At 52.9% G+C, this 25,512-nt stretch carries 23 protein-coding genes and 1 other annotated feature; of the genes, 21 read left to right on the forward strand and 2 right to left on the reverse strand.

The window, feature by feature from the left end; genetic code table 11:
- Position 1: 1 nt before the first annotated feature.
- The 14 genes from ACE41H_RS04815 (at position 2) to leuS (ending at position 15,677) form a co-directional block, all read left to right on the forward strand.
- Positions 2-1,246 carry a DUF58 domain-containing protein gene (locus ACE41H_RS04815; protein WP_375353671.1) on the forward strand — a complete coding sequence of 415 codons (1,245 nt, stop codon included), beginning with the start codon at positions 2-4 and terminating at the stop codon, positions 1,244-1,246.
- A complete protein-coding gene (locus ACE41H_RS04820) occupies positions 1,247-3,478 on the forward strand; it encodes a DUF4129 domain-containing transglutaminase family protein (RefSeq protein ID WP_375353672.1) in 2,232 nt (743 codons plus the stop codon).
- Between the two features lie 90 nt (positions 3,479-3,568).
- Positions 3,569-4,096 (forward strand): YqeG family HAD IIIA-type phosphatase, encoded by a 528-nt coding sequence (locus ACE41H_RS04825; RefSeq protein ID WP_375353673.1) that lies wholly within the window; start codon positions 3,569-3,571, stop codon positions 4,094-4,096.
- Positions 4,093-5,220, forward strand: coding sequence for a ribosome biogenesis GTPase YqeH (gene yqeH, locus ACE41H_RS04830; RefSeq protein WP_375353674.1), 1,128 nt, complete (start codon positions 4,093-4,095; stop codon positions 5,218-5,220). The genes ACE41H_RS04825 and yqeH overlap by 4 nt, the downstream gene beginning before the upstream one ends.
- Before the next feature lie 86 nt (positions 5,221-5,306).
- A complete protein-coding gene (aroE, locus tag ACE41H_RS04835; protein WP_375353675.1) occupies positions 5,307-6,173 on the forward strand; it encodes a shikimate dehydrogenase in 867 nt (288 codons plus the stop codon).
- A 99-nt stretch (positions 6,174-6,272) separates the two neighbouring features.
- Positions 6,273-6,563 (forward strand): ribosome assembly RNA-binding protein YhbY, encoded by a 291-nt coding sequence (yhbY, locus tag ACE41H_RS04840; protein WP_375353676.1) that lies wholly within the window; start codon positions 6,273-6,275, stop codon positions 6,561-6,563.
- Positions 6,564-6,590: 27 nt separating this feature from the next.
- Entirely contained in the window at positions 6,591-7,175 is a 585-nt protein-coding gene (gene nadD, locus ACE41H_RS04845; protein ID WP_375353677.1) for a nicotinate-nucleotide adenylyltransferase, read from the forward strand.
- Complete coding sequence (gene yqeK / locus ACE41H_RS04850; RefSeq protein WP_375353679.1) at positions 7,165-7,758, forward strand: bis(5'-nucleosyl)-tetraphosphatase (symmetrical) YqeK; 594 nt, start codon at positions 7,165-7,167, stop codon at positions 7,756-7,758. The genes nadD and yqeK overlap by 11 nt, the downstream gene beginning before the upstream one ends.
- Positions 7,759-8,106, forward strand: coding sequence for a ribosome silencing factor (gene rsfS, locus ACE41H_RS04855; RefSeq protein ID WP_375353680.1), 348 nt, complete (start codon positions 7,759-7,761; stop codon positions 8,104-8,106).
- A complete protein-coding gene (locus ACE41H_RS04860; protein WP_375353681.1) occupies positions 8,103-9,020 on the forward strand; it encodes a CvfB family protein in 918 nt (305 codons plus the stop codon). The genes rsfS and ACE41H_RS04860 overlap by 4 nt, the downstream gene beginning before the upstream one ends.
- 36 nt (positions 9,021-9,056) lie before the next feature.
- Positions 9,057-9,830: a class I SAM-dependent DNA methyltransferase gene (locus tag ACE41H_RS04865; protein ID WP_375353683.1), complete on the forward strand. Its 774-nt coding sequence runs from the start codon at positions 9,057-9,059 to the stop codon at positions 9,828-9,830.
- A gap of 1,224 nt (positions 9,831-11,054) precedes the next feature.
- Entirely contained in the window at positions 11,055-11,633 is a 579-nt protein-coding gene (locus tag ACE41H_RS04870; RefSeq protein WP_375353684.1) for a TetR/AcrR family transcriptional regulator, read from the forward strand.
- A 73-nt stretch (positions 11,634-11,706) separates the two neighbouring features.
- Positions 11,707-12,873, forward strand: coding sequence for an MFS transporter (locus ACE41H_RS04875; protein WP_375353685.1), 1,167 nt, complete (start codon positions 11,707-11,709; stop codon positions 12,871-12,873).
- A gap of 42 nt (positions 12,874-12,915) precedes the next feature.
- Positions 12,916-13,174: a binding site (T-box leader), on the forward strand.
- Positions 13,175-13,235: 61 nt separating this feature from the next.
- Complete coding sequence (gene leuS / locus ACE41H_RS04880; protein ID WP_375353687.1) at positions 13,236-15,677, forward strand: leucine--tRNA ligase; 2,442 nt, start codon at positions 13,236-13,238, stop codon at positions 15,675-15,677.
- Here leuS and comER read toward each other — a convergent pair.
- Complete coding sequence (gene comER / locus ACE41H_RS04885; RefSeq protein ID WP_375353688.1) at positions 15,658-16,503, reverse strand: late competence protein ComER; 846 nt, start codon at positions 16,501-16,503, stop codon at positions 15,658-15,660. The two genes, leuS and comER, sit on opposite strands and share 20 nt — an antisense overlap.
- A gap of 181 nt (positions 16,504-16,684) precedes the next feature.
- On the opposite strand from comER, the gene ACE41H_RS04890 reads away from it, so the two are divergent.
- The 6 genes from ACE41H_RS04890 to holA all read left to right on the forward strand — a co-directional run bounded on the left by ACE41H_RS04890 (position 16,685) and on the right by holA (position 23,817).
- Positions 16,685-17,236 (forward strand): helix-hairpin-helix domain-containing protein, encoded by a 552-nt coding sequence (locus ACE41H_RS04890; RefSeq protein WP_375353690.1) that lies wholly within the window; start codon positions 16,685-16,687, stop codon positions 17,234-17,236.
- A gap of 58 nt (positions 17,237-17,294) precedes the next feature.
- Entirely contained in the window at positions 17,295-17,813 is a 519-nt protein-coding gene (locus ACE41H_RS04895; RefSeq protein ID WP_375353691.1) for a deoxycytidylate deaminase, read from the forward strand.
- Positions 17,814-17,898: 85 nt separating this feature from the next.
- Complete coding sequence (locus ACE41H_RS04900) at positions 17,899-20,577, forward strand: ComEC/Rec2 family competence protein (protein WP_375353693.1); 2,679 nt, start codon at positions 17,899-17,901, stop codon at positions 20,575-20,577.
- Positions 20,578-20,732: 155 nt separating this feature from the next.
- A complete protein-coding gene (locus ACE41H_RS04905) occupies positions 20,733-21,281 on the forward strand; it encodes an RNA polymerase sigma factor (RefSeq protein ID WP_375353694.1) in 549 nt (182 codons plus the stop codon).
- The gene (locus ACE41H_RS04910; protein ID WP_375353695.1) at positions 21,278-22,663 is read left to right on the forward strand and encodes an anti-sigma factor family protein; all 1,386 of its coding nucleotides are present in this window, start codon (positions 21,278-21,280) and stop codon (positions 22,661-22,663) included. Before ACE41H_RS04905 ends, ACE41H_RS04910 begins: the two co-directional genes overlap by 4 nt.
- A gap of 125 nt (positions 22,664-22,788) precedes the next feature.
- On the forward strand, positions 22,789-23,817 hold the full coding sequence (holA, locus tag ACE41H_RS04915) for a DNA polymerase III subunit delta (RefSeq protein ID WP_375353697.1): 1,029 nt from the start codon (positions 22,789-22,791) through the stop codon (positions 23,815-23,817).
- Between the two features lie 84 nt (positions 23,818-23,901).
- On the opposite strand, the gene rpsT is transcribed toward holA, so the two are convergent.
- A complete protein-coding gene (gene rpsT / locus ACE41H_RS04920) occupies positions 23,902-24,174 on the reverse strand; it encodes a 30S ribosomal protein S20 (RefSeq protein WP_375353698.1) in 273 nt (90 codons plus the stop codon).
- A 202-nt stretch (positions 24,175-24,376) separates the two neighbouring features.
- On the opposite strand from rpsT, the gene gpr reads away from it, so the two are divergent.
- A complete protein-coding gene (gpr, locus tag ACE41H_RS04925) occupies positions 24,377-25,378 on the forward strand; it encodes a GPR endopeptidase (RefSeq protein ID WP_375354024.1) in 1,002 nt (333 codons plus the stop codon).
- The last annotated feature ends 134 nt before the right edge of the window (positions 25,379-25,512 follow it).

Genomic DNA, 25,512 nt, shown 5'->3' on the forward strand with positions numbered 1-25,512 from the left:
GATGAGCTCCAACCGAATGATGCGAAAAAAGAGCGGAAGATCCGGCAGGATTTGGCTGTTTGGCGGTGTATGGCTGACATGTCTGCTGTATGTGCTGTTTCAGGGCGGAAAAACCTCTTTTATGCTGCTCTCCATGGTAACTCTGTTGGGCGTTTACCTGTGGATCGGAGGCAGGAGCGGGGTTAGCCGCGCCAAAGGGGTGAGGTATTTATCCAGCGGAGCAGAATATAGCGAGACACTGCATGCGGGCGATCAGATCCATGTCAGGCTGCACCTGTCCATCCCGGGATTCCTGCCGCTCCCTTATGTTATTGTCAGAGAGGTGCTTAAGCGCCATACCGGTGAGTCTTGGTCTTTTGAGGAGAGCATTATCCCCAGTATCAAGGGGAATGGGCAGCTCTCCTTTCAGACAACACCGCTGGAAAGAGGACGTTACTATTTTGCGGATACGGAGATCATCACCGAAGATATTTTCGGATTAATGGAAAACAAGGGTCTGGTGAAAGCCCCGGGGGAATTCCGAGTTCTGCCCCGTGTCGTATTTATTCCGTACTGGCAGTTGAATAACCGCAAAACAAGGCTGGCCGGCCCCGATTCTGTCCTGACCCGGACGCGGCGGGAGACGACCCAGATCAATGGTGTGCGCGATTATGTATATGGCGACCGGCTTTCCCGCATTCACTGGAATGCCACCGCCAAAACCGGGAGCTGGAAGTCCAAGGAATTCGAGCATGAGACGGTCCCGAAAACGATGCTTGTACTGGATCACCTGTCTGCCCATTACAAATCAGGCGACCAGTTCGAACTGGCCGTATCAACCACGGCTTCCCTGCTGGAGTTCGGCGGAAGAGAACGCATGGGGATCGGACTGTGTACAGCCGGACAACGGGGAAAGGCGATTCAACCGAGCGAGAACGGGATGGAGCGGCAAAAGATGCTGCATCATCTGGTCGATCTTGACCTTGATCCCGCAGGGGATATGATGGGCAGCCTGGAGAGTACGATCCGGCTGTTCCCGCAGGGCTCTTTTTTTGTGCTGGTAAGTCCGCTGGCCGATGAACGGGCATTGGAAATCTTCCGCTGGGCTGATGCAAAGGGCATGATTCCATGCCATGTTCATATTGGCGGATCCGGACGAAAGGGAGAACAGGACCAATGGATGGAAGTTGTGCGCAAGAGAGGAATTTATGCGTACAGTGTGTCTTCCCTGCAGGAGCTTCCGACCGTGATGGGGGGAGGTATGTAAATGAAAAAATGGCTGAATTCCCTGATATCATCCTGGTATCATGCCTTCACCTTATTATGGATTATTTTGATTGCCGTGCAATGGCTGTCATTTACTTCAACCCTCTGGTTTACGGAAACGAATGCGCTTGTGCTGGCTACACTGGTTGCGCTGGCTGTGATCGAAATTGCGCTCCCCGACAGGCCGGGATGGAAGCTGGCCGCGAAAGCGGCAGCAGTGCTTATTATCCTGTACAGAACGCTCAGCTCCTATTCCATTATTTCAAATTCGGGTTCACCTGGTAACCGGATCGGGGAGTTTATCGAGCATCTCACGCCGTACATCTGGTTTGCGCTGATCGCCTGGCTGATCATGGAGCTGATTCCACTTGTGGTGATCACCAGGCAGCGCATCCTCGTTTTTCTCGGCATCAATATTATCGCCTTTGGCATTCTGGATTCCTTCACTCCATCCATTCTGTGGCAGGAAGTGGCGTGGACCGTATTTGCCGGGATGGGCTGGCTGGTCTCCAAGCATTTTCAGAGCTTCAGCCTGCGCTATCCGCAGGGCTGGAAGCATCTGCGGCGCTCGCCCTTCAAGATTGTGGCGAACATTGCCATCATCTTTTCGCTCGTCATCGTTGCCGGTGTTAATATGCCGGAGGTTCCCCCAACTGTGACAGACCCCTATACGGTGTGGCGGAATTATAACGGTGTCGCAGCAGTTACGATGACCAGTGGAACCGGGGCGTTAAATCAGCAGATGAATACGGAATCCGGCTATAGCCGGCAGGATAACCGGCTTGGAGGAGGTTTTAATTTCGACTATTCGCCGGTGATGAACGTAATTACAAGCCAACGCAGCTACTGGCGCGGAGAAACCCGCAGAACATACACAGGCACCGGGTGGGTGGAGGATGCGAACCGGAGAAGCGATTTTGAGACCGTGCAGGCGAATGAGGAGCTGGAAAATGAAGACCATCCGGCGATAGAGACAGAGCAGGTCGTGCAGACTGTCAACATGGCCAGTGAGGAATCCTATCCGGTGCTGTTCGGCGCTTATTCCATCAATCGTGTTCAATCGATTGACGGCAGCACGAATACCGACTGGCTCAACTGGAAACCGGAGCAGTCGGAGATGCACTGGAATTCAACGCGGAGAGGCAATCCTTTTCCACGGACCTATACGATCATCTCAGAGGTGCCGATCGTGCCTGAGGGCGAGCTCCGCAAGCAAACGTTCGATGATCTTTATTCAGAACGCCAAAGCCAAATCGCTGAATATTTGCAGATGCCGGATAATTTTCCGGCGCGGGTGACAGAGCTGGCGCGGCAAATCACGGCGTCTGCGGATACTCCGTATGAAAAGGTAGGTCTGCTGCAGCAGTACCTGCAGCAAAACTATACCTATACAAATAACCCGGATATATCCCGCGCCCAGAGCGACGACTTCGTGGAAAGCTTCCTCTTTGATATTCGGGAAGGCTACTGTGATTACTATTCTACTTCGCTCGTTATGATGTCACGTTCACTCGGCATCCCCGCACGCTGGGTTAAAGGTTACGCGCCCGGACAGCAGGTCTTTCTGGACGATGCCCGGGAGGCGGCCAATGGAGAGAATATGACGGCATACGCGGTGTCCAATGCGGATGCCCATTCCTGGGCAGAGGTGTACTTCGGCGACTACGGCTGGATTCCGGTCGAAGCGACTCCGGGATTTGATATGCCGCTGCTGACACAGCAGGAGGATGCCGAGCCTGTGACTGCGCCTGAGGTTGAGGAAGAGCAGCCGGAGCAGCAGCAGGAGACCAGCCCAGCGGATATTAACGGCGAGCTGACCATCAACGCAGGCATTGTATGGGCTGCAGCCGCTGTACTAGTGTTATGGGCGGGGTATATGATATGGAGAAATCGCGTCGCACTGCACTTCTATATGCTCCAATTCCGCGCAGGCAGGCCGTTAACGCCAGGTGAGAAGGTGGTTGTCGAAACAGAGCGCTGGCTGCGCTACCTGCAGCGAAAAGGCTGGAACCGGGGAAGCAGCGAAACGCTTCGTGAATCGGTAACGCGATGGGAACTGGAGACCCCCGAGCTTTCGCCGGTGCTGAGGCGGCTCCTGCCGATGTTCGAGAAGGCAAGATACAGTCCTTCCGCCGTTACAGAGGAAGACTGGCTTGTGATAAGAACGTATGCGGCAGAGCTGCGCACAGCCTTGAAAGCAACCCAAGCCCGTGTCCAGGCCGGGTCAGGTTAGTTTGAATGCCGTTCGCTGGCTTGCGGACGGCTTTTTACTAACTTCCAAGATTATGGTATAGTTTGCTTTAAGAAATAGAGGTGAACGAGTTTGTTTGAATTGTTTATGCCCAGGCTGCGGGTAAATACTGTATTTGATATTGACCTTAATGAACTGTATGCCAAGGGGTACAGGGGCATAATTACCGACCTGGACAATACGCTTGTTGGAGCCAAGGAGCCGAGCGCGACGCCCGAGCTTGTTGTCTGGTTTGAAAAGGTAAAGAAAGCCGGCTTCAAGCTTGTAATCGTGTCAAATAACAATATGAACAGGGTCTCCCTGTTCGCTACACCACTTGACATTGAGTTTATTCACGCTGCCCGCAAGCCGTCCAACACCCCTTTCCGCAAAGCGATGAACATCATGGGGCTTACCCCGGAGCAGACGATCGTTGTGGGGGATCAGATGATGACGGATGTGTTCGGAGGCAACCGTCTCGGGCTGCACACGGTGCTTGTGCTCCCGATTTCCTTGCACGATGAAGGCTGGACAACCCGTATTAACCGGGGGTTGGAGCGGATCGCCCTGTCCCGGCTTCGCAGGAAAGGTATTTGGAATGAGGAGGAAAAGAAGAAATGACAGAAACAGCTGACGGCCTTCAAGCCGTCAAATGCAGCGGCTGCGGCATCCGGCTGCAGACAGCCCGGCCCGACCAACCGGGATATGTTCCCGAAAAAGCGCTCGACAAAGAGCCGGTCATATGCCAGCGCTGCTTCCGTATTAAAAATTACAACGAATCGTCTTCCGTAACGGTCGATCAGGACGAATTCCTCGCCTTGCTCTCCCGTATCGGTGATAAAGACGCGCTCGTTATTCATATAGTCGATCTTTTCGACTTTGAGGGGAGCCTGATTTCGGGGCTCCAGCGTTTTGTGGGCAGCAATCCTGTTCTGCTCGCAGTCAACAAGACCGATCTGCTGCCAAAGGTAACGAACTGGAACAAAATCCGTAATTGGGTGCAGAAGCAGGCGAAGGAGCAGGGGCTGCGCACCACCGAAATCGTACTGTGCAGCGCCAAGAAGAATCAAGGCTTTGACCGCCTGCTGGAAGCGGTGGCCGAGCAGCGCGGCAATCGGGACGTCTACGTTGTCGGGGCGACCAATGTCGGCAAATCCACGCTCATTAACCGCTTGATCCGCGATTACAGCGATCTGGAACAGGAGTTGACGACATCGCGTTATCCGGGAACGACGCTGGATATGGTCAACATTCCGCTGGATGACGGGCATTTCATTACGGATACTCCGGGTATTGTGTATCCTTGGCGCTTCAGTGAAATCGTTTCGCGGAAGGATCTGGCCGCCGTAATGCCTGACAAGCCGCTGAAGCCAGCCGCTTATCAGCTGGATTCCGGACAAACGCTGTTCTTTGGCGGCATGGCGCGTTTTGATTTTGTTGAAGGGGCCCATCAATCCTTTACCTGCTACATTAGCGGCGGATTGAAGATTCACCGTACCAAGCTGGAGAAGGCTGATGATTTGTACGCGAATCATGCGGGCGAGCTTCTTTCCCCTCCTTCAAAAGAGGATGCGGCTGCCATGCCTGAGTGGACAAGACATGAATTCCGGATTCCCAAGGGGTCCGAATCGGATATTTATATATCCGGTCTGGGATGGATCAAGGTGAACGGGAACAGCGGAGCACTCGTTGCCGTGCACGCGCCGCGCGGTATCCGCGTATTGGTGCGACCATCATTGATCTAGTCTGGCCGGTTTGCTGCATGGCGGTATGGAACTGCAGTTCCTGCCGCCGTTCATACTTTCGGGATGGAAGGGAAGTTGTAATAGAGATGGTGAGTACTGCAAACCATACAATAGACAAAGGCCCTGTGCTGCTGGGAGTCATTGGTGATCCGATTGCGCATTCCAAGTCTCCGGTCATGATGGCGGCAGCTTTTCGCGCAGCCGGTATTGAAGGGGAATACAGACGTTTGCACGTCAAGCCTGACCAGTTAAAGCAGACGCTGCAGGATATCCGCGAGCAGGGCTTTCACGGGATCAATGTGACGATCCCGCACAAGGTTGCAGTGATGGACTACCTGGACGAACTTGATGAAGCGGCGGAGAAAATCGGGGCTGTCAATACGATTGTGCATGCAAACGGCAGGCTGAAGGGATATAATACAGACGGAGCCGGTTATGTCCGATCCCTGCGGGAAGAGGCTGTTCCCGAACTGGCGGGCAGGACGGTGATGCTGCTTGGTGCCGGGGGCGCGAGCAGAGGAATTGTGCATGCTTTGCTGCAGGAGTTGCCACAGCGGGTAATGATCGTGAACCGGACGGAAGACAAGGCAAGACAGCTTGCCGGTGAATTTAGCGCAGAGATTCCCGTAGAAGGATATTCCATGGAGCAGGCACACAGGTGTCTTCCCGGCGTGGATATTTTGATCAACACCACATCGGTCGGCATGCATCCCCGGACCGAAGATATGCCTTTGCCGGTTGAGCTTATCCCGGAGGGGATTGTGGTCAGCGACCTGATCTATAACCCGCTGGAAACCCGGCTGCTTCGTGAAAGTAGAGTACAGCGGGGCTGCATGGTGCACGGAGGCCTCGGAATGTTCGTATACCAGGGGGCGATTGCCTTCGAGCACTGGCTCGGATTCCGGCCGGACGTGCAGGTCATGCGGCAGGCTGTGCTGGATAGTCTGGCTTAGAGATCACACACTGTCATCATAAATGAATATTAAGAAGGGCTGCGATACCGGTAGGGCATTGATCCGTTACCGGCTGGCCGTGAAGGAGTATATAATAACATGTTAACAGGCAAGCAGAAGCGGTATTTGCGCTCGCTGGCGCATCATCTGGATCCCGTTTTCCAGGTAGGGAAAAACGGAACGAATGATCATCTCATTCGTCATATTAATGATGCTATCGAGAAGCGTGAGCTGATGAAGGTGTCCATCCTCAACAACAATCTGGATGACAAGCACGAAATTGCGGAGGAATTGGCCGCCAAGACCGGCTCGGAGCTGGTGCAGGTGATCGGCAGCACGATTATCCTTTATAAGGAATCCCGTGATAACAAGCAGATCGAGCTTCCATAATTACGTATCCGGGATAAAGGTGGAGTTATGAGAATCGGAATTATGGGCGGAACATTTGATCCTATCCATATCGGTCACATGCTTGCAGCCGAAGCCGCATATGATACTTACCGGCTGGACAGGGTGTGGTTTATGCCTTCCCATATCCCCCCGCATAAGCAGGGGGCTGGCGTGGCAGGCGAAGAGCGACTGCAGATGGTGAAGGAGGCCGTTCAGAGCCATTCTGCATTTGAGGCCATTGACCATGAAATCCGCAGAGGAGGCGTGTCTTACACGTTTCAGACGATCAGGGAGCTGCAGGCGTTGCATTCCGGTGCAGAGTTCTATTTCATTATCGGCGCAGATATGGTCAATTTTCTTCCGCATTGGGAGCATATTGAGGAGCTGGCGCAAAGGCTCATATTTATCGGTGTAAGAAGGCCGGGCTACGAGCTTGCGCTTGATGAGCTGCCCGCCTTCTTGCATGACAGGGTGATGCTGGCCGATATGCCGGTGGTCGATATTTCCTCGACAGACATCAGGGAGCGCATCGCTGCGGGACATTCTGTCCGTTACATGGTGCCTGATCGGGTGTATGAATATATTACAAGGGGAAGTATGTATGAAATATAGCCGTGAGCAGCTGATTGAGACCGTATCCGGCCAAATGCCGGAAAAACGCTGGAAGCATACGCTTGGCGTGATGCAGACCGCCGTAGAACTGGCGGAAAAGTATGGGGCCGATCCCGTCAAGGCGGATTTGGCCGCTATTTTGCATGATGTGGCCAAGTATTGGCCTGTTGAACAGATGAAGGCTGTCATTGAGGAAAGCAGTGAGAGCAACAAAGAGCTGCTGAAGCATGACAAGCAGCTTTGGCACTCGGAAGCAGGCTTTATCGCGGCCCGTAAAGACTATGGTGTCGAGGATGCGGAGGTACTGAATGCGATCCGCTGGCACACTTCGGGCAGAGAAGAGATGGGCCTGCTCGATAAAGTGGTGTGTCTGGCTGATTACATTGAACCCGGGCGAGATTTTCCCGATGTGCATAAGATCCGCGAACTGGCCCAACATAGCCTTGAGGAGGCGCTTGTGGCCGGCTTTGATTCAACGATTTCCCTGCTGCTCACGCAGCGGAAAGTGATTTACCCGTTAACGGTATTATCGCGCAATTATTTGGTGCAACAATTAAAAATTCAATCCCATGGAGGTTTGTGAATGACCATAAAGCCAAATGAACTTTTACAGCTTGCGGTGAACACCGCCGATGACAAGAAAGCGATGAATATTGTGGCGCTTGACCTGCGCGGCATCTCTCTTGTGGCCGACTATTTCGTGATTTGCCACGGTAATTCGGATACTCAGGTACAGGCGATTGTCACCGCGATCCGCAAAGAGGTTATGGAGAAAGGCGGAATCGTGAAAGGCATCGAAGGTATGGATTCGGCGCGCTGGGTGCTGATGGATCTTGGAGATGTTATCGTGCACGTATTCCACCGCGATGAACGTGAGTATTACAATATTGAAAGGCTCTGGTCTGACGCCAAAGTCGTGGAGACGGTATGAATTTAATCGCTGGAACAATGATTAACATAATGGTGGACCGCGAGGTGTCTCCTTATGGTTATTTTCTCAGTTATGGCGATCAGGACGTGCTGTTGCATTATACCGAACTGACGCGAAAAATCGAGGTAGGCGAGCGGCTGGACGTTTTTATTTTTTTTGATACAGAGGATCGGCTGGCCGCCACCATGAAGAAGCCTTATCTTACGCTGGGCGAAATGGCCAGGCTGGAGGTGGCAGATGTTCACCCCCGGCTGGGCTGCTTTCTCGAAATGGGGCTCGGGCGTCAGCTGCTGCTGCCCATCCGGGAGCTGCCGGAAAACAAGGATTTGCATCCCAGGGTTGGCGACCATGTTTTTGCTATTATGGAGCATGACAAGCAGGGAAGACTGCGCGCCAAGCTGGCGGGGGAGCAGGAGCTGTCGCCGCTGACCTTTCACGCGCCGCAGTCATGGGTCAATACATGGGTTGAGGCGACGGTGTACAAGCCTTTGCAAATGGGCACCTTTGTGCTGATAGACGGGGGTGTGCTCGGGTTTGGCGCGATTGGCATGATTCATGCCTCGGAGCGCAGCCGCATGCTGCGTCTGGGTGAGACGGTCAAGGTGAGAGTTACGCATATCCGGGAAGATGGGCGTGTGAATCTGGCTATGGCTCCGCGCAAAGAAGTGGGACGCGTAGAGGATTCGGATCGTCTGCTTGAATTTCTGAAGGAGCGGCCGGGAGGCGGCATGCCATACTCTGACCAGACGCCTCCGGACATTATCAAGCAACGCTTCGGGATCAGCAAGTCAGCGTTCAAGCGTGCCATCGGCAAGCTGATGAAAGACGGCCTGATTGTGCAAAAGGAGAACTGGACCTATCTGGCCGAGAAGATGCCAAAGGAGCAGAATAACCAGGATCCTCAGAAGCAGTAACAGCTCTGTGCTGGAAATGGAAAGTGCGGTGTGAACATGTCTTCTTACCGGAAGTTTGCTTATGTATACGATGAATTGATGGAGGATATGCCCTATCCGGAGTGGCTGCGTTTTGCCAGGAAGGCATGGGAAAGGCATGGCATGCCCCACAGTGTAGCCGAGCTCGGCTGCGGTACGGGCGCCATCACGATTCCGCTTGTTAATTCAGGGTTCGAAGTGACCGGCATTGACCTCTCCTCCGATATGCTGGCTGTTGCCCGCAGCAAGATGGAAGCGACTTCTCAAGGCAGGAGACTGTTCAGAGAAGGCAGCGTGCGCTGGCTGCAGCAGGACATGCGGGACTGGAGGCTGCCGGAGCCGGTGGACACGGTTATTTCCTTCTGTGACTGCGTGAATTATTTGCTGGAGGAAGAGGATATCGCCCGTGTGTTCCGCAGTACCTATGAAGGCCTGGAGCCTGGCGGGACGTTCCTGTTTGATGTGCATCACCCGAATACGTTCAGGCGTTATGATGAAGAACAGCCGTTTGTGCTTGACGAGCGTTCGATTTCTTACATCTGGACATGCGAGCTGGATGCGGAGCGCTGTGAAATTGAGCATCGGCTCAGCATCTTTGCGCGGACGGGGGCGGAAGGGCACAATCTGTACGAGCGCTTCGAGGAAGTGCATGTGCAGCGGGCCTATGATCCGGAGTGGATGCGGACGGAACTGATCAAGGCAGGTTTTCGCGAGGTTCAGATTTATGCCGATTTTGAATGGGTGGGAGCCGGGGATGACGCCTCAAGGCTATTCTATGTTGCAATAAAATAGTAAACTGCAGGAGCGCTCAAAAGGTCTTTACTGACCTGCTTGGGCGCTCTTTTTGTTCTTTTGAGGCGCTCCGAGAACAAAGCATTCCTACAATCGCTCTTGTCCCCAAATTTCCTAATTATTATTTACTCAACTTTCGCAGTACGAAATCGGCAAACAGGCCTTGATGTAACTGGGCAAAACAGAGATTCACTGCTGGAGTTGACGCTGAATCAAAGTAGACAGCTTTTTGCTAGCTTTCTTGCGAGAAAGGAATTCGACCTCCTCAGAGGTCTAGTAGCCAGAGTGAGATGGGTGTCTGTAGGGTGAGGTGTCTGGTGTCCGTTGCCTGATGCCTTTCCATACATACAGCTTTGCGCGATTATCCCTTTTGCTCAGAATGCAGGGTTGAGGGGGCTAAGGGAAGGAATGGAGATAAATGAGAACAGAGAACAGAGAAAAGAGATTTAGAAAAAAGGGGCAGCTGAAGTGGAATATTCGGCTTTTGACAAGAACATATGTTTGTGTATTATGGATTCGGAGGTGAGCAGATATGGAAGTCCAAGCGGCAACGAGAACCAGGGTCTTTTTATTTTTGCTGCGCCTTGTTCCCTTCCCTCCTTCTCTCTCTCGGTTTCACATCACCTAAACGCTCTGCTTGCTCCTAAGATCGTCTCCTGATCCGAACCGATCCGCTTCTCCATAAGGCATGATCAAAAAAATAATAACCCCATTCGGTTGTCCTGAATAGCGTAACAACAGGCATGTTCGTGCCTCATTTGATCCGTTATTTTCTTTAACGCGCCTAAAGTATATTTTCGGTTCCCGGTGTTTTTTCGGTTCCCGGTGTTCTGTTTTTCTGTATCTGATCCAAAGGGATAATCATGCAAAGCTCTCGGATCGTGAGTTCACATGCTTTGCCACGGTCGACGGGCGACTTGGCTGTCAAGCATTTCACTCAACCTTCGCAGCATGAAATCGGCAAACTTGCAAGAAGGGGTTACGAATTCCTCAGAACCCAGTAGACACCGCTCCAAAGCAGAGACGGCGTCTTTAGTCATAGAGTTTTTACCAGCCCACCCGGATCAGCAGACCTTTCGGATCGCCGACCTCCAGGTAGGAGGCTTGTCCGTTGTAGTCAGTTCGTTCTTGAATGTTTATTAAAAAAATGATAAACTGCTTGACAAGAGGAGGTGTCGGATGGCTTGAATGCCACTATAAACATTTAATAAAGGAGCGGGTACTGTGGCCAGACCTAAAGAATTCGATACGACGGACGTCCTTTCCAAAGCGATGCATGTATTCTGGCAGCATGGATATGAAGGAACCTCCATTCAAGATGTGGTCGATCATGTGGGAATTAAGGCGCAGAGTCTTTATAACACTTTTGGAGGCAAGCGCGAATTGTTCTTTGCGGCTCTTAGACACTACGCCAGTCAAAAAACTTTGATTGAGATTCTGGAGAAGACGCCCTCAGGGAAAGCAGCAATTACGAAAGTGTTCCAGGACATCGTGACAACCTCTTCCGAAGCGGATCGAAAAAAGGGCTGCTTCATGATTAACACGTGTGTGGAGCTCGCACCGCATGATCCCGAGATTGCCAAATTTATTGAAAAGGAATCCGCCAGCGTTGAACACGCTTATTACGATGCACTCATTAGGGCAAAGGGGCAGGGGGAGCTTCATGAACGTCATCAAGACCTTATGGCGCTGGCCCGATTTCTGAACAGTGCGCATGGAGGATTGATCGTTACCGCCAAAACGGTATCCGATATGAAGGCCTTGGAGGATATCGTTCGGGTTACCCTTTCGATTCTTGATTGAAAGAGGGGCCCGTTTTTTTTGCTTCATTTTTTAATGAGTATTCAAAAATAATCATACGGAGGTTACACAAAATATGAGTCGCTTCGGGATCTATGTGTTGACAATCGGGGCGTTTTTGGCGGTGACAGCGGAGCTTATGCTCATCGGTGTAACCGATTTGGTGGCACGGGACCTGCAGGTTCCGCTATCTTTTATCGGACACCTGGTTACTGCCTATGCCCTGGCGTTTGCGGTCGGCACCCCTATTGTGATCACTTTGACGGCAAGACTGGAACGGAAAAGGGTGATGCTGGCCGCGCTTTTCTTTTTTGTGCTTGCTAATCTGGTGTCATCATGGAGTCCTAATTTTGCTGTTTTGATGGTTGCACGAGCGCTTCTGGGTTTAAGTGGAGGTGTATTTGTAGTTGTTGCCATGGGGGCCGTTTCCAAGCTGGTTCCGCCTGACAAAGTGGGCGGTGCGATCGGAACGATCATGATGGGACTTAGCGGTTCCCTTGTTTTTGGGGTTCCTTTAGGAATCGTGCTCAGTGGTTGGTTTAGTTGGCAGTTCGCTTTTGGTGTAATAGCGGTGCTTGGCGTATTGATTTGGATTGGCATTTTATTGATGATTCCTGCAGTTTCCGGCGGAGAATCCGTCCCGCTTCGGCGGCAATTCTCTGTTTTTATGAACAAGAAGATGGTCAGCGGTTTCTTGATCACGTTATTCGTGAATGCGGGTTCTCAGACGGTGTATACGTTTCTGACTCCGGTGTTGCAGACAACAACTCAGATGAATACCTGGATGATTAGCCTGACGATGCTGGTCTTAGGTATATTTTCGATGATAGGCTCCCGTTTGGGGGGGTTCGGTGCCGATCGTTTCGGTGTAAAAAAAACTGTTTACCTAAGCCTGATCATACATGCAACGGTGTTACTGCTCCTGCCTGTTTTTATGTTTTCCATTGCAACCTTCGTACTCGCTTTATCTGTTTGGATATGTTTTACCTGGATGGCTTCACCAGCCCTGCAAACTTATTTTGTTCAGCAGTCGCCGCAGAATCCTGATCTGGCGCTTAGTTTGAACACATCCTTCACCCAGTTGGGCATTGCTTTGGGAGCGTCTTTAGGCGGTTGGGTTGTAAATTTAACCGGAGATCTGATGCATACGACATGGGCAGGGGGGCTCATCGTTTTGCTGGCAATAGCGGTGTCGCGGATTTCTTTTGTTACTCCAGATGGACTGGGCAAGGGCAGCATTTGACATATGGAGCTGTTTTTCATATAATGGTGGCAATATTTGCGTTAAAAATCACTGATGAGGAACAGTAATTTTGTCTTGATCATTCAGAGAGCCGGCGGTGGGTGCAAGCCGGTTGATGAGCGGAATGAACTCACCTCGGAGATATGCGGGCAACGCGGGACAGAAGGCGGCAGCCTCTTTGTACATAAGCAAGTAAGCCGCATCGGATCACCCCCGTTACAGGGTGCTTAAGGGAGTAGCGGTGAAGAACGCCGTCTACTAACTAGGGTGGTACCACGGGAAACAACCTCTCGCCCCTAGCGCAGACACGCTATGGGATGCGGAGGTTTTTTTGTTGCAGACCGTATGAGGAGGAAATCAGTATGAGTGAAACGACACAGCCGAAGCATGGCTACCAACCACAAAGCATTGAGCCGAAATGGCAGCAGCATTGGGAAGAGAATAAAACATTCCGCACGGGAGAAGATCCGGCTAAACCGAAATTTTTCGCCATGGATATGTTCCCTTATCCGTCCGGAGCCGGACTGCATGTCGGCCATCCGGAGGGTTATACAGCCACGGACATCGTATCCCGTTATAAAAGAACGAGAGGTTATAACGTGCTGCATCCGATGGGCTGGGACGCCTTTGGCCTGCCAGCCGAGCAGCACGCGCTCGATACAGGCGAGCATCCGCGCGATATTACGTTCAAGAATATCGACAATTTCCGCCGCCAGATCAAATCGCTTGGCTTTTCCTATGACTGGGACCGCGAATTTAGCACAACCGATCCTGATTATTACAAATGGACGCAGTGGATTTTCATTCAGCTCTACAAGCGCGGTCTTGCTTACGTGGCCGAGGTGCCCGTGAACTGGTGTCCGGCTCTGGGCACGGTGCTGGCGAATGAAGAGGTCATTGACGGCAAGAGCGAGCGGGGCGGCCATCCGGTCATCCGCAAGCCCATGCGTCAATGGATGCTGAAAATTACGGAGTATGCCGAGCGTCTGCTGGAGGATCTGGAGGAGCTGGACTGGTCGGAAAGCATTAAGGATATGCAGCGCAACTGGATCGGAAAATCCACGGGTGCCGAAGTGCATTTCGAGATTGAAGGCCATGACCAGAGCTTGACGGTGTTTACGACCCGCCCGGATACGCTTTTTGGCGCAAGCTACTGTGTGCTGGCCCCGGAGCAGGAGCTGGTGGATGTCATTACGACAGCCGAGCAGAAGGAAGCGGTGAAGCAGTATCAGGAGCAGGCGGCACGCAAGAGCGATCTGGAGCGTACGGATCTGGCCAAGGACAAAACAGGCGTATTTACCGGGGCTTATGCCATCAATCCGGTTAACGGAGCCAAGCTGCCGATCTGGATTGCCGATTATGTGCTGGCAGGGTATGGTACAGGCGCTATCATGGCTGTGCCTGGACATGATACCCGTGACTGGGAGTTCGCCAAGCAGTTCGGCCTGGATATTATTGAAGTGGTGGCAGGCGGAGATGTAACTCAAGAAGTCTACACCGAAGACGGACCGCATGTGAACTCCGGCTTCCTCGACGGGCTTCATAACGAAGAAGCGATTGCCAGAATGATCGCCTGGCTGGAAGAGCAGGGCAAAGGACAAGGAAAGGTAACCTACCGTCTGCGTGATTGGCTGTTCAGCCGTCAGCGTTACTGGGGCGAGCCGATTCCGATTCTGCATCTGGAGGACGGGACGATGAAGACCGTTCCGGAGGATCAGCTTCCGCTTGTCCTGCCGGATGTCGATCATATCAAGCCGTCGGGAACGGGAGAATCCCCGCTGGCCAACGTGACGGAATGGGTGGAAACGATTGACCCGGAGACCGGTATGAAAGCCCGCCGCGAAACGAACACAATGCCGCAATGGGCCGGAAGCTGCTGGTACTATCTCCGTTTCATTGATCCGCACAATGATAAGGAACTGGTGTCCAAAGACAAGCAGCGCGAATGGCTGCCTGTCGACCTGTATATTGGCGGCGCCGAGCATGCGGTGCTTCACCTGCTGTATGCCCGTTTCTGGCATAAAGTGCTGTATGATCTGGGCGTGGTGGAGACGAAAGAACCGTTCCAAAGACTGGTCAACCAGGGCATGATTCTCGGCACCAACAATGAAAAAATGAGTAAATCCCGCGGTAATGTCGTTAACCCTGACGATATTGTTAAAGAATACGGTGCAGATACGCTTCGTGTGTATGAGATGTTTATGGGACCGCTGGAAGCCACAAAGCCATGGAATGAAAATGGCGTAGAGGGCACCTATCGCTTCCTGTCCCGCGTATGGAGACTCTTTATCTCGGAAGACGGAAGCCTGAACAGCAAAATCACGCCGGACGGCGGAACGGATGATTTCAAACGCATCTGGCATAAGACTATTAAAAAGGTAACCGAGGATCTGGACAACCTGCGCTTCAATACCGCGATCAGCCAGCTGATGATTTTCATCAATGAAGCTTACAAGGCGGATAGCTTGCCGCGCCAAGGCATGGAGCATTTTGTACAGCTTCTGTCACCGCTGGCGCCGCACCTTGCTGAAGAGCTTTGGGAACGGCTGGGGCATAGCGGCACCATTTCGTATGTTTCGTGGCCTGAATACGACGAGGCGTGGACCGTGGACGCCGAAGTGGAAATCGTTGTGCAAATTAACGGTAAAATCGTGCAGCGTGCGACGGTATCCAAGGATCTGGACGCCAAGGCGCTGGAGGAGCACGCCATTTCACTGGATAATGTGCAGCAGGCGCTTGCAGGCAAGACGGTGCGCAAGGTCATTGCCGTTCCTGGCAAGCTCGTCAATATTGTTGCCGGTTAAGCTGCTCCGAACTGAATAAGGCGTCTGCCCTGCGGACGTCTTCTTCATACTTGTCATGTGTGGTTCTAATCAGCTCATGGAACACATTGTGCAGGCTCATTTCCAGCAGACTGAGCGCTTCGGCCGTGATGCCGCCGGGAACGGCTACCCTGGATTGCAGCTCGGCAGGAGTGAACCCGCCTTCAGTGAGCAGCCTTCCGGTGCCGAGCAGCATTTCGCTGGCGAGTTCGCAGAGCTGCTGGCGGTCCATGCCGGTATGTTCAGCGCCGGCGTTGATCCATTGCTCCAGGAAATAGGAGAGAAACGCAGGGCCGCAGCTGGCAAAGTCGGAGGCAACCCGGGTAAACGCTTCCGGTACACGGAGCGGTTTGCTGATGGCCGACATCAGATTTTCCAGCATGTACCGGTCCTCTTCGTTGATACGGCTGCCATGTATGCATAACGAGGCTCCGCTGCCGACCAGATTTGTAATGCTGGGTATAATTTTGGATACCTTGCAGGGGAGCTCGCTCTCCAGCCGTTCAATGAGCAGGGGGCTTGTGATGGATACGACAATCTGTTCCGGTGAAACCGCATTGCGGATTTCGTCGATCACACATTTGAATTCCAGAGGCTTTACGCAAATAAACACAATATCGCTGTCCGCCGCCGTGTCGCTGTTCCGTAAGGAAAGGTTCAGGCCGGGATGGCGGTGGGCCAGCTTCTCTGCTTTGGCAAATGTCCGGCTGCTTGCCGTAATTTGCGAAGGGGTCAGGGCGCCAGCGTTAACAAATGCATCTATAAGCAGACTGCCCATGCTGCCGGTCCCGATAAAACCTACCTTCATGCTTAACGTCCTCCTTCCAACTGTTGAATAAGCCGTAGTTATTCCTCATAGTGTATGCATCCGGCCTTGGGCATCATGACGACTTTTTAGGCGGGACGTCAGCTTCTGCTTGGATATGCAGCTTTGAAAAGGGCGGTTTTGTTGAGATTGCCGAATATCTATGAAGAGAGGACAGATGGGATTGAAGCGTGCAATGAATGCCGCTGCGGTGGCGCTGGCCGTCGCGGGCAGCGGACTGATCTTATTTTCCGGCAGCCGTGCCCCGGCACCGGAGCCGGGGTGGACTCCGCTGAACCCGGTTATTGAGGAGAGGGCTGCAGAAGAGGGCAAGCCGGCCGCAGGTGTTGCTGAAAAGGCGCCTTCCGCCGCGAAGGAGACGGGCCAGGACACGGGCGAATCTGCTCCAAAAGCTGCCGCTGCTGCTGTTGAGAAAACGGCTGCTCCCAAGACTGAGCCGCAGCAGTCTCCCGAAGCTGTTCAACCGCAGGCAGCCGGGCCTTCGGGAGACAGGGAGGCATCCACGCCGCTCCCTGCCGATGGACAGATGGTCAATATCAATACCGCCTCGGCGGCGGAGCTGATGGAGCTGCCGGGCATCGGCGCGAAGAAGGCGCAGGCCATTGTGGAATACCGCAATGCACATGGACCCTTCAAGCAGCCGGAGGATCTGGACCAAGTGAAGGGCATCGGCTCCAAAATGCTGCTGAAGATGAAGCCGTATATTAAGTTGTAAGCTTGTGTAACGAATTTGAAGTGAGTGCCAATCACTACTTGTGTGCTGGAGGTAAGATATGAGCGCCGAGGGACGCAAAGACTGGGATACGTATTTTATGGATATCGCCTATATGGTGTCAACCCGCTCCCGCTGTCCGCGCCGCCACGTCGGGGCAGTGCTTGTGCAGGGGAAAAAGCTGCTGGGCACTGCCTACAACGGAGCCCCTTCGGGAGTCCCGGACTGCTCCGAAGCAGGCTGCATGATTTCCGAAGAGGTCGAGCTTGTCGTGACAGACGGCAGGGAGGAATTGGTCAAAAAGCAGCGCTGCATCCGCACGATCCATGCGGAGCAGAACCTGCTGCTGTTCACGGACCGGATCGACCGGGAAGGCTCAACCGTATATGTCACGGATGAGCCGTGCTGGACCTGCTCCAATATGCTGGCAAACAGCGGTATTGTTGAAGTGATCTATCATCGCCCTTACCCGAAGGACGCGGGCAAGGTGAAGAAGCTTATGGAGCAGAAGGGCATCGTGTTCAGACAGATGGAAAACTATCAGCCGCCGCATCAGACATGGATGAAAATATCAAATTAATGATTGCAAGAGGAGGAACCTCTGCCGCGAAGAGCGCGGGCAGAGGTTCTTTTTTTGTTAATTGAGTTTGCAAAGGAGGAACATCATGAACAACAGGCCGCTGCTTGCCGCGACTGTATGCTGGATTACAGGCCTCGGGGCTGCCCGCCTTTATTCCGGGGAAGTGCTGCTTGGCATGTGGGCAGGCATCATTTTCATGCTGCCGCTGGCCGTATGGCTGTGCAGAATCTCCTGGCGGAAGACTTTGCTGTATTTTTTGATTTTAACCGCCGGGGGGTTGTATTGGGAGCTGTATGATCATTTTCAGGCAAGCCGAATTCCTCAGGTACTGAATATCGGGAGCAGCGAGCTTGACGGCAGGACGGTGCGGGCGGAAGGCCGGATTGCGTCCCCCGTGGAGGTTGACGGAAATAAAGCGGAGTTTGAACTGGAGCTTACGGCTCTCGGAGACACAGCGGAGTCCGCACAATCCCGGGAGATATCGGAAAAAGTGCTTGTTCAGGTCAAGCTCGCCGCGCAGGAGGAACAGAATACTGCCAGAGCCTGGTCCAGGGGAGACCGGATCACACTGGCAGGGGCGATGAAGAGCCCGGAGGCAGCAAGAAATTTTGGCGGCTTCGATTACCGGAATTATCTGAAAACCAGGCAAATCCACTGGCTGCTGCAGAGCAAAGGAGCCGATTCCGTGGTCATTCTGGAGGCAGGCTCGTGGAGCAGGTACAGCCTGCTGCACTGGAGTGATAACGCCAGAATCCTGCTTGGAGAACGGATGGATACGGCCTTTGCGCCGCAGATCCATGCCGGGTTCATGAAAGGCCTGGTTCTGGGCATCACGGATGACATTGACCCTGATCTGTATGGTGAATTTACGCGTCTCGGACTGACGCATATACTTGCCATTTCTGGCATGCATGTCGCCGTATTTACGGCAGCGCTGCTTTATATGCTCAGACTGCTGAGGTTCACGCGGGAGTCGGCTTTATGGATCGTGTTTGCCCTGGTCCCTGCATATGTCCTCATTACCGGCGGTTCCCCGTCCGTGGTGAGGGCCGGGATCATGGCAATGATCGGTCTTTATGCGGCAAGGCGGGGACTTCTGAAGGACGGGCTGAATACGCTCTGTGCGGCAGCAATCATGATGCTGCTCTGGAATCCTTACCTGCTCGTCAACGTCAGCTTTCAGCTGTCTTTCCTTGTGACAGCAGGGTTAATGATTTATGGGCCGCTGCTCAGGCCGGTATTTTCAGCATGGCCGCCTGCCCTTGGCGGGTCCGCCTCCATCACGATCACCGCACAGCTGGTTTCTTTTCCGCTGACTATTTTTTACTTCAATCAGTTTTCTTTACTATCTACTGCCGCCAATTTCGTTCTTGTCCCTGTCCTTACCCTTATTGTACTTCCTTTAGGAGCGGCAGCGCTGCTGCTCTCGTTTGGCTGGGCGGGAGGAGCACGCTTGCTCGCATGGCCGGCCGAACGGCTGAATGAGCTCACATTCACGTTGGTAAAGTGGCTGAATGGTTTTGACGGATACGTCACGATATGGCCTTCCAGTTCCATTTGGTGGGTGCTGGCCTATTACGGGGTACTATATGGTTTGCTGCGCATTGTAAAAAGATGGTGGGATTCGCGATCCCCAACCTTTGCAGAATATGATACACAGCCGCTGACGGCAGAACTGAACCGCATCGGACAGGGGAGCCGCGCGCACGAACACCATAGGCCGCGTCCTGAGCCGCTTGGCTTGTCCGCTGTGCCGGAATGGTCGGTGTCCTGGTATGCAGAAGGTGCAGCCAAATATGCCGGGGTCCGTATGACAGGAAGGGAATATATAGCTTGTGCGGGCCTGTGTTTATGCTTTCTGGCATTGCTGTACATGGGCTACCGGACGCCGGATAACGGCGGAGCAGGGCTTGTCCAATTCATTGATGTGGGCCAGGGAGACAGCATCCTGATCACAACCCCGGCAGGCAGGCACCTGCTGGTGGATGCCGGGGGAACCATGGATTTCAACACAGGCAAGAATGCCTGGAAGCGGCGAAAGGATCCCTACGAAGTAGGCGCGAAGACGGTCGTCCCGCTGCTTAAACAAAGAGGCGTGCATCAGCTGGATGCGCTTATTTTGACACACGGGGACCAGGACCACGCAGGGGGAATGCAGGCGGTGCTGGAGGGAATTCCAGTGAAGTCCTTAATATTCAACGGGACTTTGACAGGCAAGGACTCGATAGACGGGCTGCTGCAAATCTGTCTGGAGCAGGATATTCCGGTGTATGGCGCAAGCCGTGGGCTGGAGTTGAAGCCGGACGGACAGACCAGGCTTCTTTTCATGCATCCGGAGAATAAGAAGGAGAGGCTACCTGTGGCAGAAGAGCAAAATGAGCAATCCGTGGTGTTCCTGCTGGAGATGGCGGGATCGTCTTTTCTGTTTACCGGAGATATGGATGCGGCGGTGGAGCAGCTATGGATCGGGCAGGAAGGGGCAAAAAATGAGCGTCATGAGGGTGTAGATGTTCTGAAGGTAGCCCATCACGGCAGCAAGACGTCTACGTCGGAGGAATGGCTGTCTTATTGGAAGCCTGCCACAGCTGTCATCTCCGCCGGAGTGAACAATACATACGGGCATCCGAACGAAGGAGTGCTGGAGCGTTTGAACCGGTCAGGGGCTGATATTTACCGGACAGACGTTCAAGGGGAAATCCAAATGAGGGTGAGCGGCGGCAACATCGAAATAAGGCATAAGCTGGCAGCACCTGAGCCGCTGTAATTCGGGTGACTAACCTCCCTTTTTCTGTTATTCTAAGGAGAGTATTAATCTTGTTTCCTGAAAAAAATTAATGAATTTACGAAAACAGACGCTTCGGCTGCAACAATTTTTACGGTGCATCCGTCTGTAATAATGCAAGGAGAGGGGGATCCTTTGTGGTAGAGCAGGAGCTCATCAGAGCCGCTCAATCAGGCGATCGCGACGCTCTAATAACCCTTTTAAGAGAAATAGAACAGCATGTATACCGAACAGCATACTACATTCTCAACAATGAACAAGATGCCATGGATGCCGCACAGGAAGCACTCATTCGAATCTACTCCAAAATTAATTCCTACGAGGAAAAGGCCCAGTTCAAAACATGGGTGCAGCGCATTGTGACCAACATTTGCATTGATAAGTTCAGAAGGAACAAGCCTTCTGTCTCGATCGAAGAGCATGAAATGGTGTTCAGTGATTCGCAGGATGTAGAAGGTGAAGTCCTGTCTCAATATATGGCAAAGGATGTTCGTGAGGCAATTAATCAACTGCCGGAGCATCACCGGACGGTTATCGTATTGCGATACTTGCAAGATTTCTCCTATAACGAAATTGCTGACTCTCTCGATTTGCCTCTCAATACAGTCAAATCTTACTTGTACCGGGCAAGGCAGCAGCTGCAAGGACTGTTACAGGAATACCAGAAAGGTGGTGTATCAGGATGAAGTGTGAAGAGGTGATGGACCTAATGCAGCGCTATGTGGATCACGATCTGGACGAGCTGGAAACGTTCAAACTGCTGGATCATATTGCGGAATGTCCGGCCTGTGCGGAAAAGTTTCATATATTGCAGGCACTGTCACGGGACCTTGAAGAACTGCCGGCCGTCACTCCAAAGTACAGCCTGGTCGATGCCATTTTGCCGCAGCTTGATGCCATTGATGAGGCGCGCAGGGAGCAGGGCAGCGCGCTTCAGGAGATGAAGCCTGTCACCCTGCAGGGCAGCCCTGGCCGGAAACAGCCAAGCGAACCGCTTCCTTGGTGGAAAAAGGCAGCAGGACGTGCGGCGCTCGGAGTGGCGGCAGCGGCGGCAGTTCTGGGAGTCGTGGCCATTACCTATGAGCCCAAGGCAGTGGAGAATGCGGAAATGCAGATGATCGATGAAAATACCGGGTCAGAGGCGAACACGCATAATGCCAGCGGCGGAGAAGAAAAGAGCAAACCTAAGGAAACGGATTCGTCAGCGGACAGCAGCACGGCAGCAGATCCGTCCAAGGATAAGGCTGCATCTTCCGGCAAGCCGGTGACGGAGGAAATGAAACCGGACGCGAAGGACTCCCAGCCGGATGATGCTGCTAATGCCGATAATGACGAGCCGGCCCAATCCTTATCCAGGGAAGAAGAGCCTACGGAGAAAGCTGACAATTCCATTGGCAGCAAAGCCGAATCGCTGAAGGAGCCGCAAGCGGGTGATGCCGGCTCTGCCAAAGAGAATACCGGAACCTCTGAAGAAGCCTCTTCAAAGCCCGCGTCTGAGAAGACGCCAAAAGCGGAGGATGCCCCGAAGGCAGAGCAGTCCCAGAAAGCAGGCGATAGTCAGACGGAGCAGGAGCCTGAGTTCCAAACATTTATCGCTTCCTCTAAAGAGGATGGCAAATCTGCAGGTGATGGCTCCCAAAACGCAACTGCTCCTGGCGCAGAGACCAGCACCGGAACGGACAGTGCTGCCCAAGAGCAGAAGCTGGGATCGGCTGACAATCCATCACTGAGAGAAAGCCAAATCCAGAACGATACTGCAGGGGATGCTTCGAGCATGGCGATCACGACACAGCCCGGGAACAACGATGTATTCCGCTCGAAAGCTTCCGAGCGGCCTGCCAACGAGTCGCCGGACGGCCAGTTTTTTGTTGAAGTGCAAGGCAAGAAGCTGACCGTGTATAAGCAGTCGGAGGATGGCTCCGAGAAAATCGCCATGGAGGTCCGGACTCTGAACGGAACCTGGGTAGGAGGCGGCTGGTCGGAAGACAGCACAACGTTCACCTATTCAACGGAGCAGGACGGCACGGTGAGCAACTATATCTACACAGTTCCCCAGGTTACGGAGTAACCGAACCCCTTGCCACTTTAAGCACGTCACTATGGCCCTCGCTTCGCGCGGGGGTCCTTTGTGCTGTCCAAGGCTTTTCGCGGCTCCAAATATCTGTTAGGATAAATCGGTGGAGGTGAGCCGTGATGGATTTGAAAACAGCAGCGAAAGTAATCCGGAAAGGCGATATCGCTCCGGTATATCTGTTATATGGCACAGAGAAATATCAGATGAGACAGTTCGTGGACATGCTGCAGAACAGCGTAATTGAGGAAGAGCACCGCGAATTTGCCGTCATCCCCTATGATTTGGCGGATACCCCGCTTGAAGCGGTCGTGGAGGAAGCGGAGACCGTTCCTTTTCTGGTGCCGAAGAAGCTTGTGCTGGTCAGGGACGCGGGGGTATTTACGGCCGGCAAGGACGGCGGAAGAGTGGAGCATCGCCTGGATACGCTTGCCGCCTACATAGAGAATCCCGCAGAATATAGCGTGATCGTATTTATGGTGCATGCGGACAAGCTGGATGAACGTAAAAAAATCGTCAAGCAGCTCAAAAATGCGGCGACCGTCCTCACTTTCAGTTCGCTAAGCAGCGAGGAGCTGCTGTCCTGGGTGGAGAAGCGTGCGGCGGAGCGACATGTCGCCCTTGAAGCGGGGGCCGCAACGGCGCTGGTCCGCAATGCCGGGACAGGGCTGCAGGCGCTGGCCGCCGAAATCGACAAGCTGTGTCTTTTCGCAGGCGAGGGTGGTACGATCGGCGTGAAAGACATCGATTCACTGGTCGCACGCAGTACGGAGCAGAACGTCTTTGTCATGGTGGAGGAGCTGGCCAATCTGCGGATGGAGAATGCGCTGTCCATTTTTTATGAGCTGCTGAAGCAGCGTGAAGAGCCGATCAAAATCGCCGCCCTCATCACCCGCCAGTTCCGTATTATTTTGCAGGTGAAGGAGCTGGCCCAGCAGAGCTACTCCCAGCAGCAGATGGCCGGACAGCTAGGGCTGCATCCGTACGCTGTCAAAATTGCGGGCGAGCAGGCCCGCCGGTTCCGACCTGAACAACTGCGCTGGATTTTAAATGAACTGGCAGAGCTGGATTACCGGATGAAAACCGGAGGGGTGGATAAAGTGCTCGGCATGGAGCTGTTTTTTCTAAAACTTGGCGCACAGACGGTGTGAATGGAATCGGTGAAATGCCAAAAAATCCTGATCGGTGATCAACCGTTCAGGATTTTTTCTTCATAGTCGTATTAGAAGCGCTAATTATGCCTGGGCATTCAGAGCGTTCAGTTTCTTCGCCAAGCGGGACTTTTTACGGGCTGCAGCATTTTTGTGGATCAGACCTTTAGTTACAGCCTTGTCCAGCTTAGTGGAAGCGGCTTTGAAAGCAGCTGCTGCAGTTTCAGCTTCGTTATTAGCCAGCGCTTGATCAGCAGCTTTCACTGCAGTACGCAGCGCGGATTTTTGGGAAGCGTTCAACGCACGGCGTTTTTCGCTCGTCTTAACGCGTTTAACAGCGGATTTGATGTTCGGCATTCCATTCACCTCCTGTAAAGGCATTCCTTATGAACACAAACGTTTCACAACTTAAAATATTTTAGCATGGCATATTTGAAAAAGCAATATGAAAAACATTTAGAAAGCCTGTTCCCGAATCAGTTTCACAGGGTTTGTATGCATATTAAGGCAACGAATCTCGCACACTACAGAAAAAGAGAAACTTCAAGGAGGCGTGATGATGGATCTCGATTTGCAAAACTATTCGGTAAGGACAGACCTTGCGATTGAATCAAGGGAAATGGCGGGTCGCGGGCAACAGCAACCCATTCCGGGAGTACAGGAAGATGTGGAGGAGCAGGACGGCATCAGGATTACAAGACTGAATGTAATGGATGAAGCGGGGGCGCAGCAGATCGGACGTGTACAGGGCAATTATGTTACGCTGGAAATCCCCAAGCTGAGGGAAGGAGACTCCGGGCTGCAGGATCGCGTCTCGTACATCTTCGCCAAAGAAATGGAAGATTTCATACGTAAAATAGGCGTTTCACCCAATGCAAAGGTGCTGGTCGTTGGTCTCGGGAACTGGAATGTCACCCCCGATTCGCTCGGGCCGCTGGTGGTGGAGAATCTTATGATCACGCGCCAATATTTCGAATTGATGCCGGATCAGGTGAATCCGGGTTACCGTGAGGTCAGTGCAATAGCGCCGGGTGTGCTCGGCACGACGGGCATTGAATCCAGTGAAATTGTGCAGAGCATTGCGGAAAAAACACGCCCTGAGCTGATTATCGCCATTGATGCCCTGGCCTCCAGGTCGCTGGAACGAATCAACACCACGATTCAGGTGGCGGATATCGGCATTCATCCCGGATCAGGCATCGGCAATAAACGCCGCGGCATTACCAAAGAGATTTTGGGCATCCCCTGCATCGCTATCGGTGTTCCAACCGTCTGTTATGCATCAACCATAGTGAACGACTCCCTGGAAATGATGAAATCTCATTTAGGCAAGGACACCGCCCAGAGAGAGGCCATTATGGGAATGCTCAACTCCATTTCCGAGCAGGAGCGACTGCAACTGGTGAAGGAAGTACTGCAGCCGCTTGGTCATGACCTGATTGTTACGCCGAAGGAAGTGGACAAGTTTATTGAAGATATTGCGAATATTATCGCTACAGGGCTGAACGCAGCGCTGCATGAGGCCGTTACTCCGGACAACGTCGCTGCCTACACGCATTAACCTATATTGATTTTCTTTCCCCCGCTGATCACAGGCGGGTTTTTTCTGCTTGTCCGTTCTAGCAATTCTTCTCCGTTCATAGAGTTGAAGTATAAGAGATTATCCCAATACGGAAGCTCCGACGGACTTGAAAG

It is taken from the genome of Paenibacillus enshidis (assembly GCF_042136365.1).
Taxonomy (GTDB): Bacteria; Bacillota; Bacilli; order Paenibacillales; family Paenibacillaceae; genus Paenibacillus; species Paenibacillus enshidis.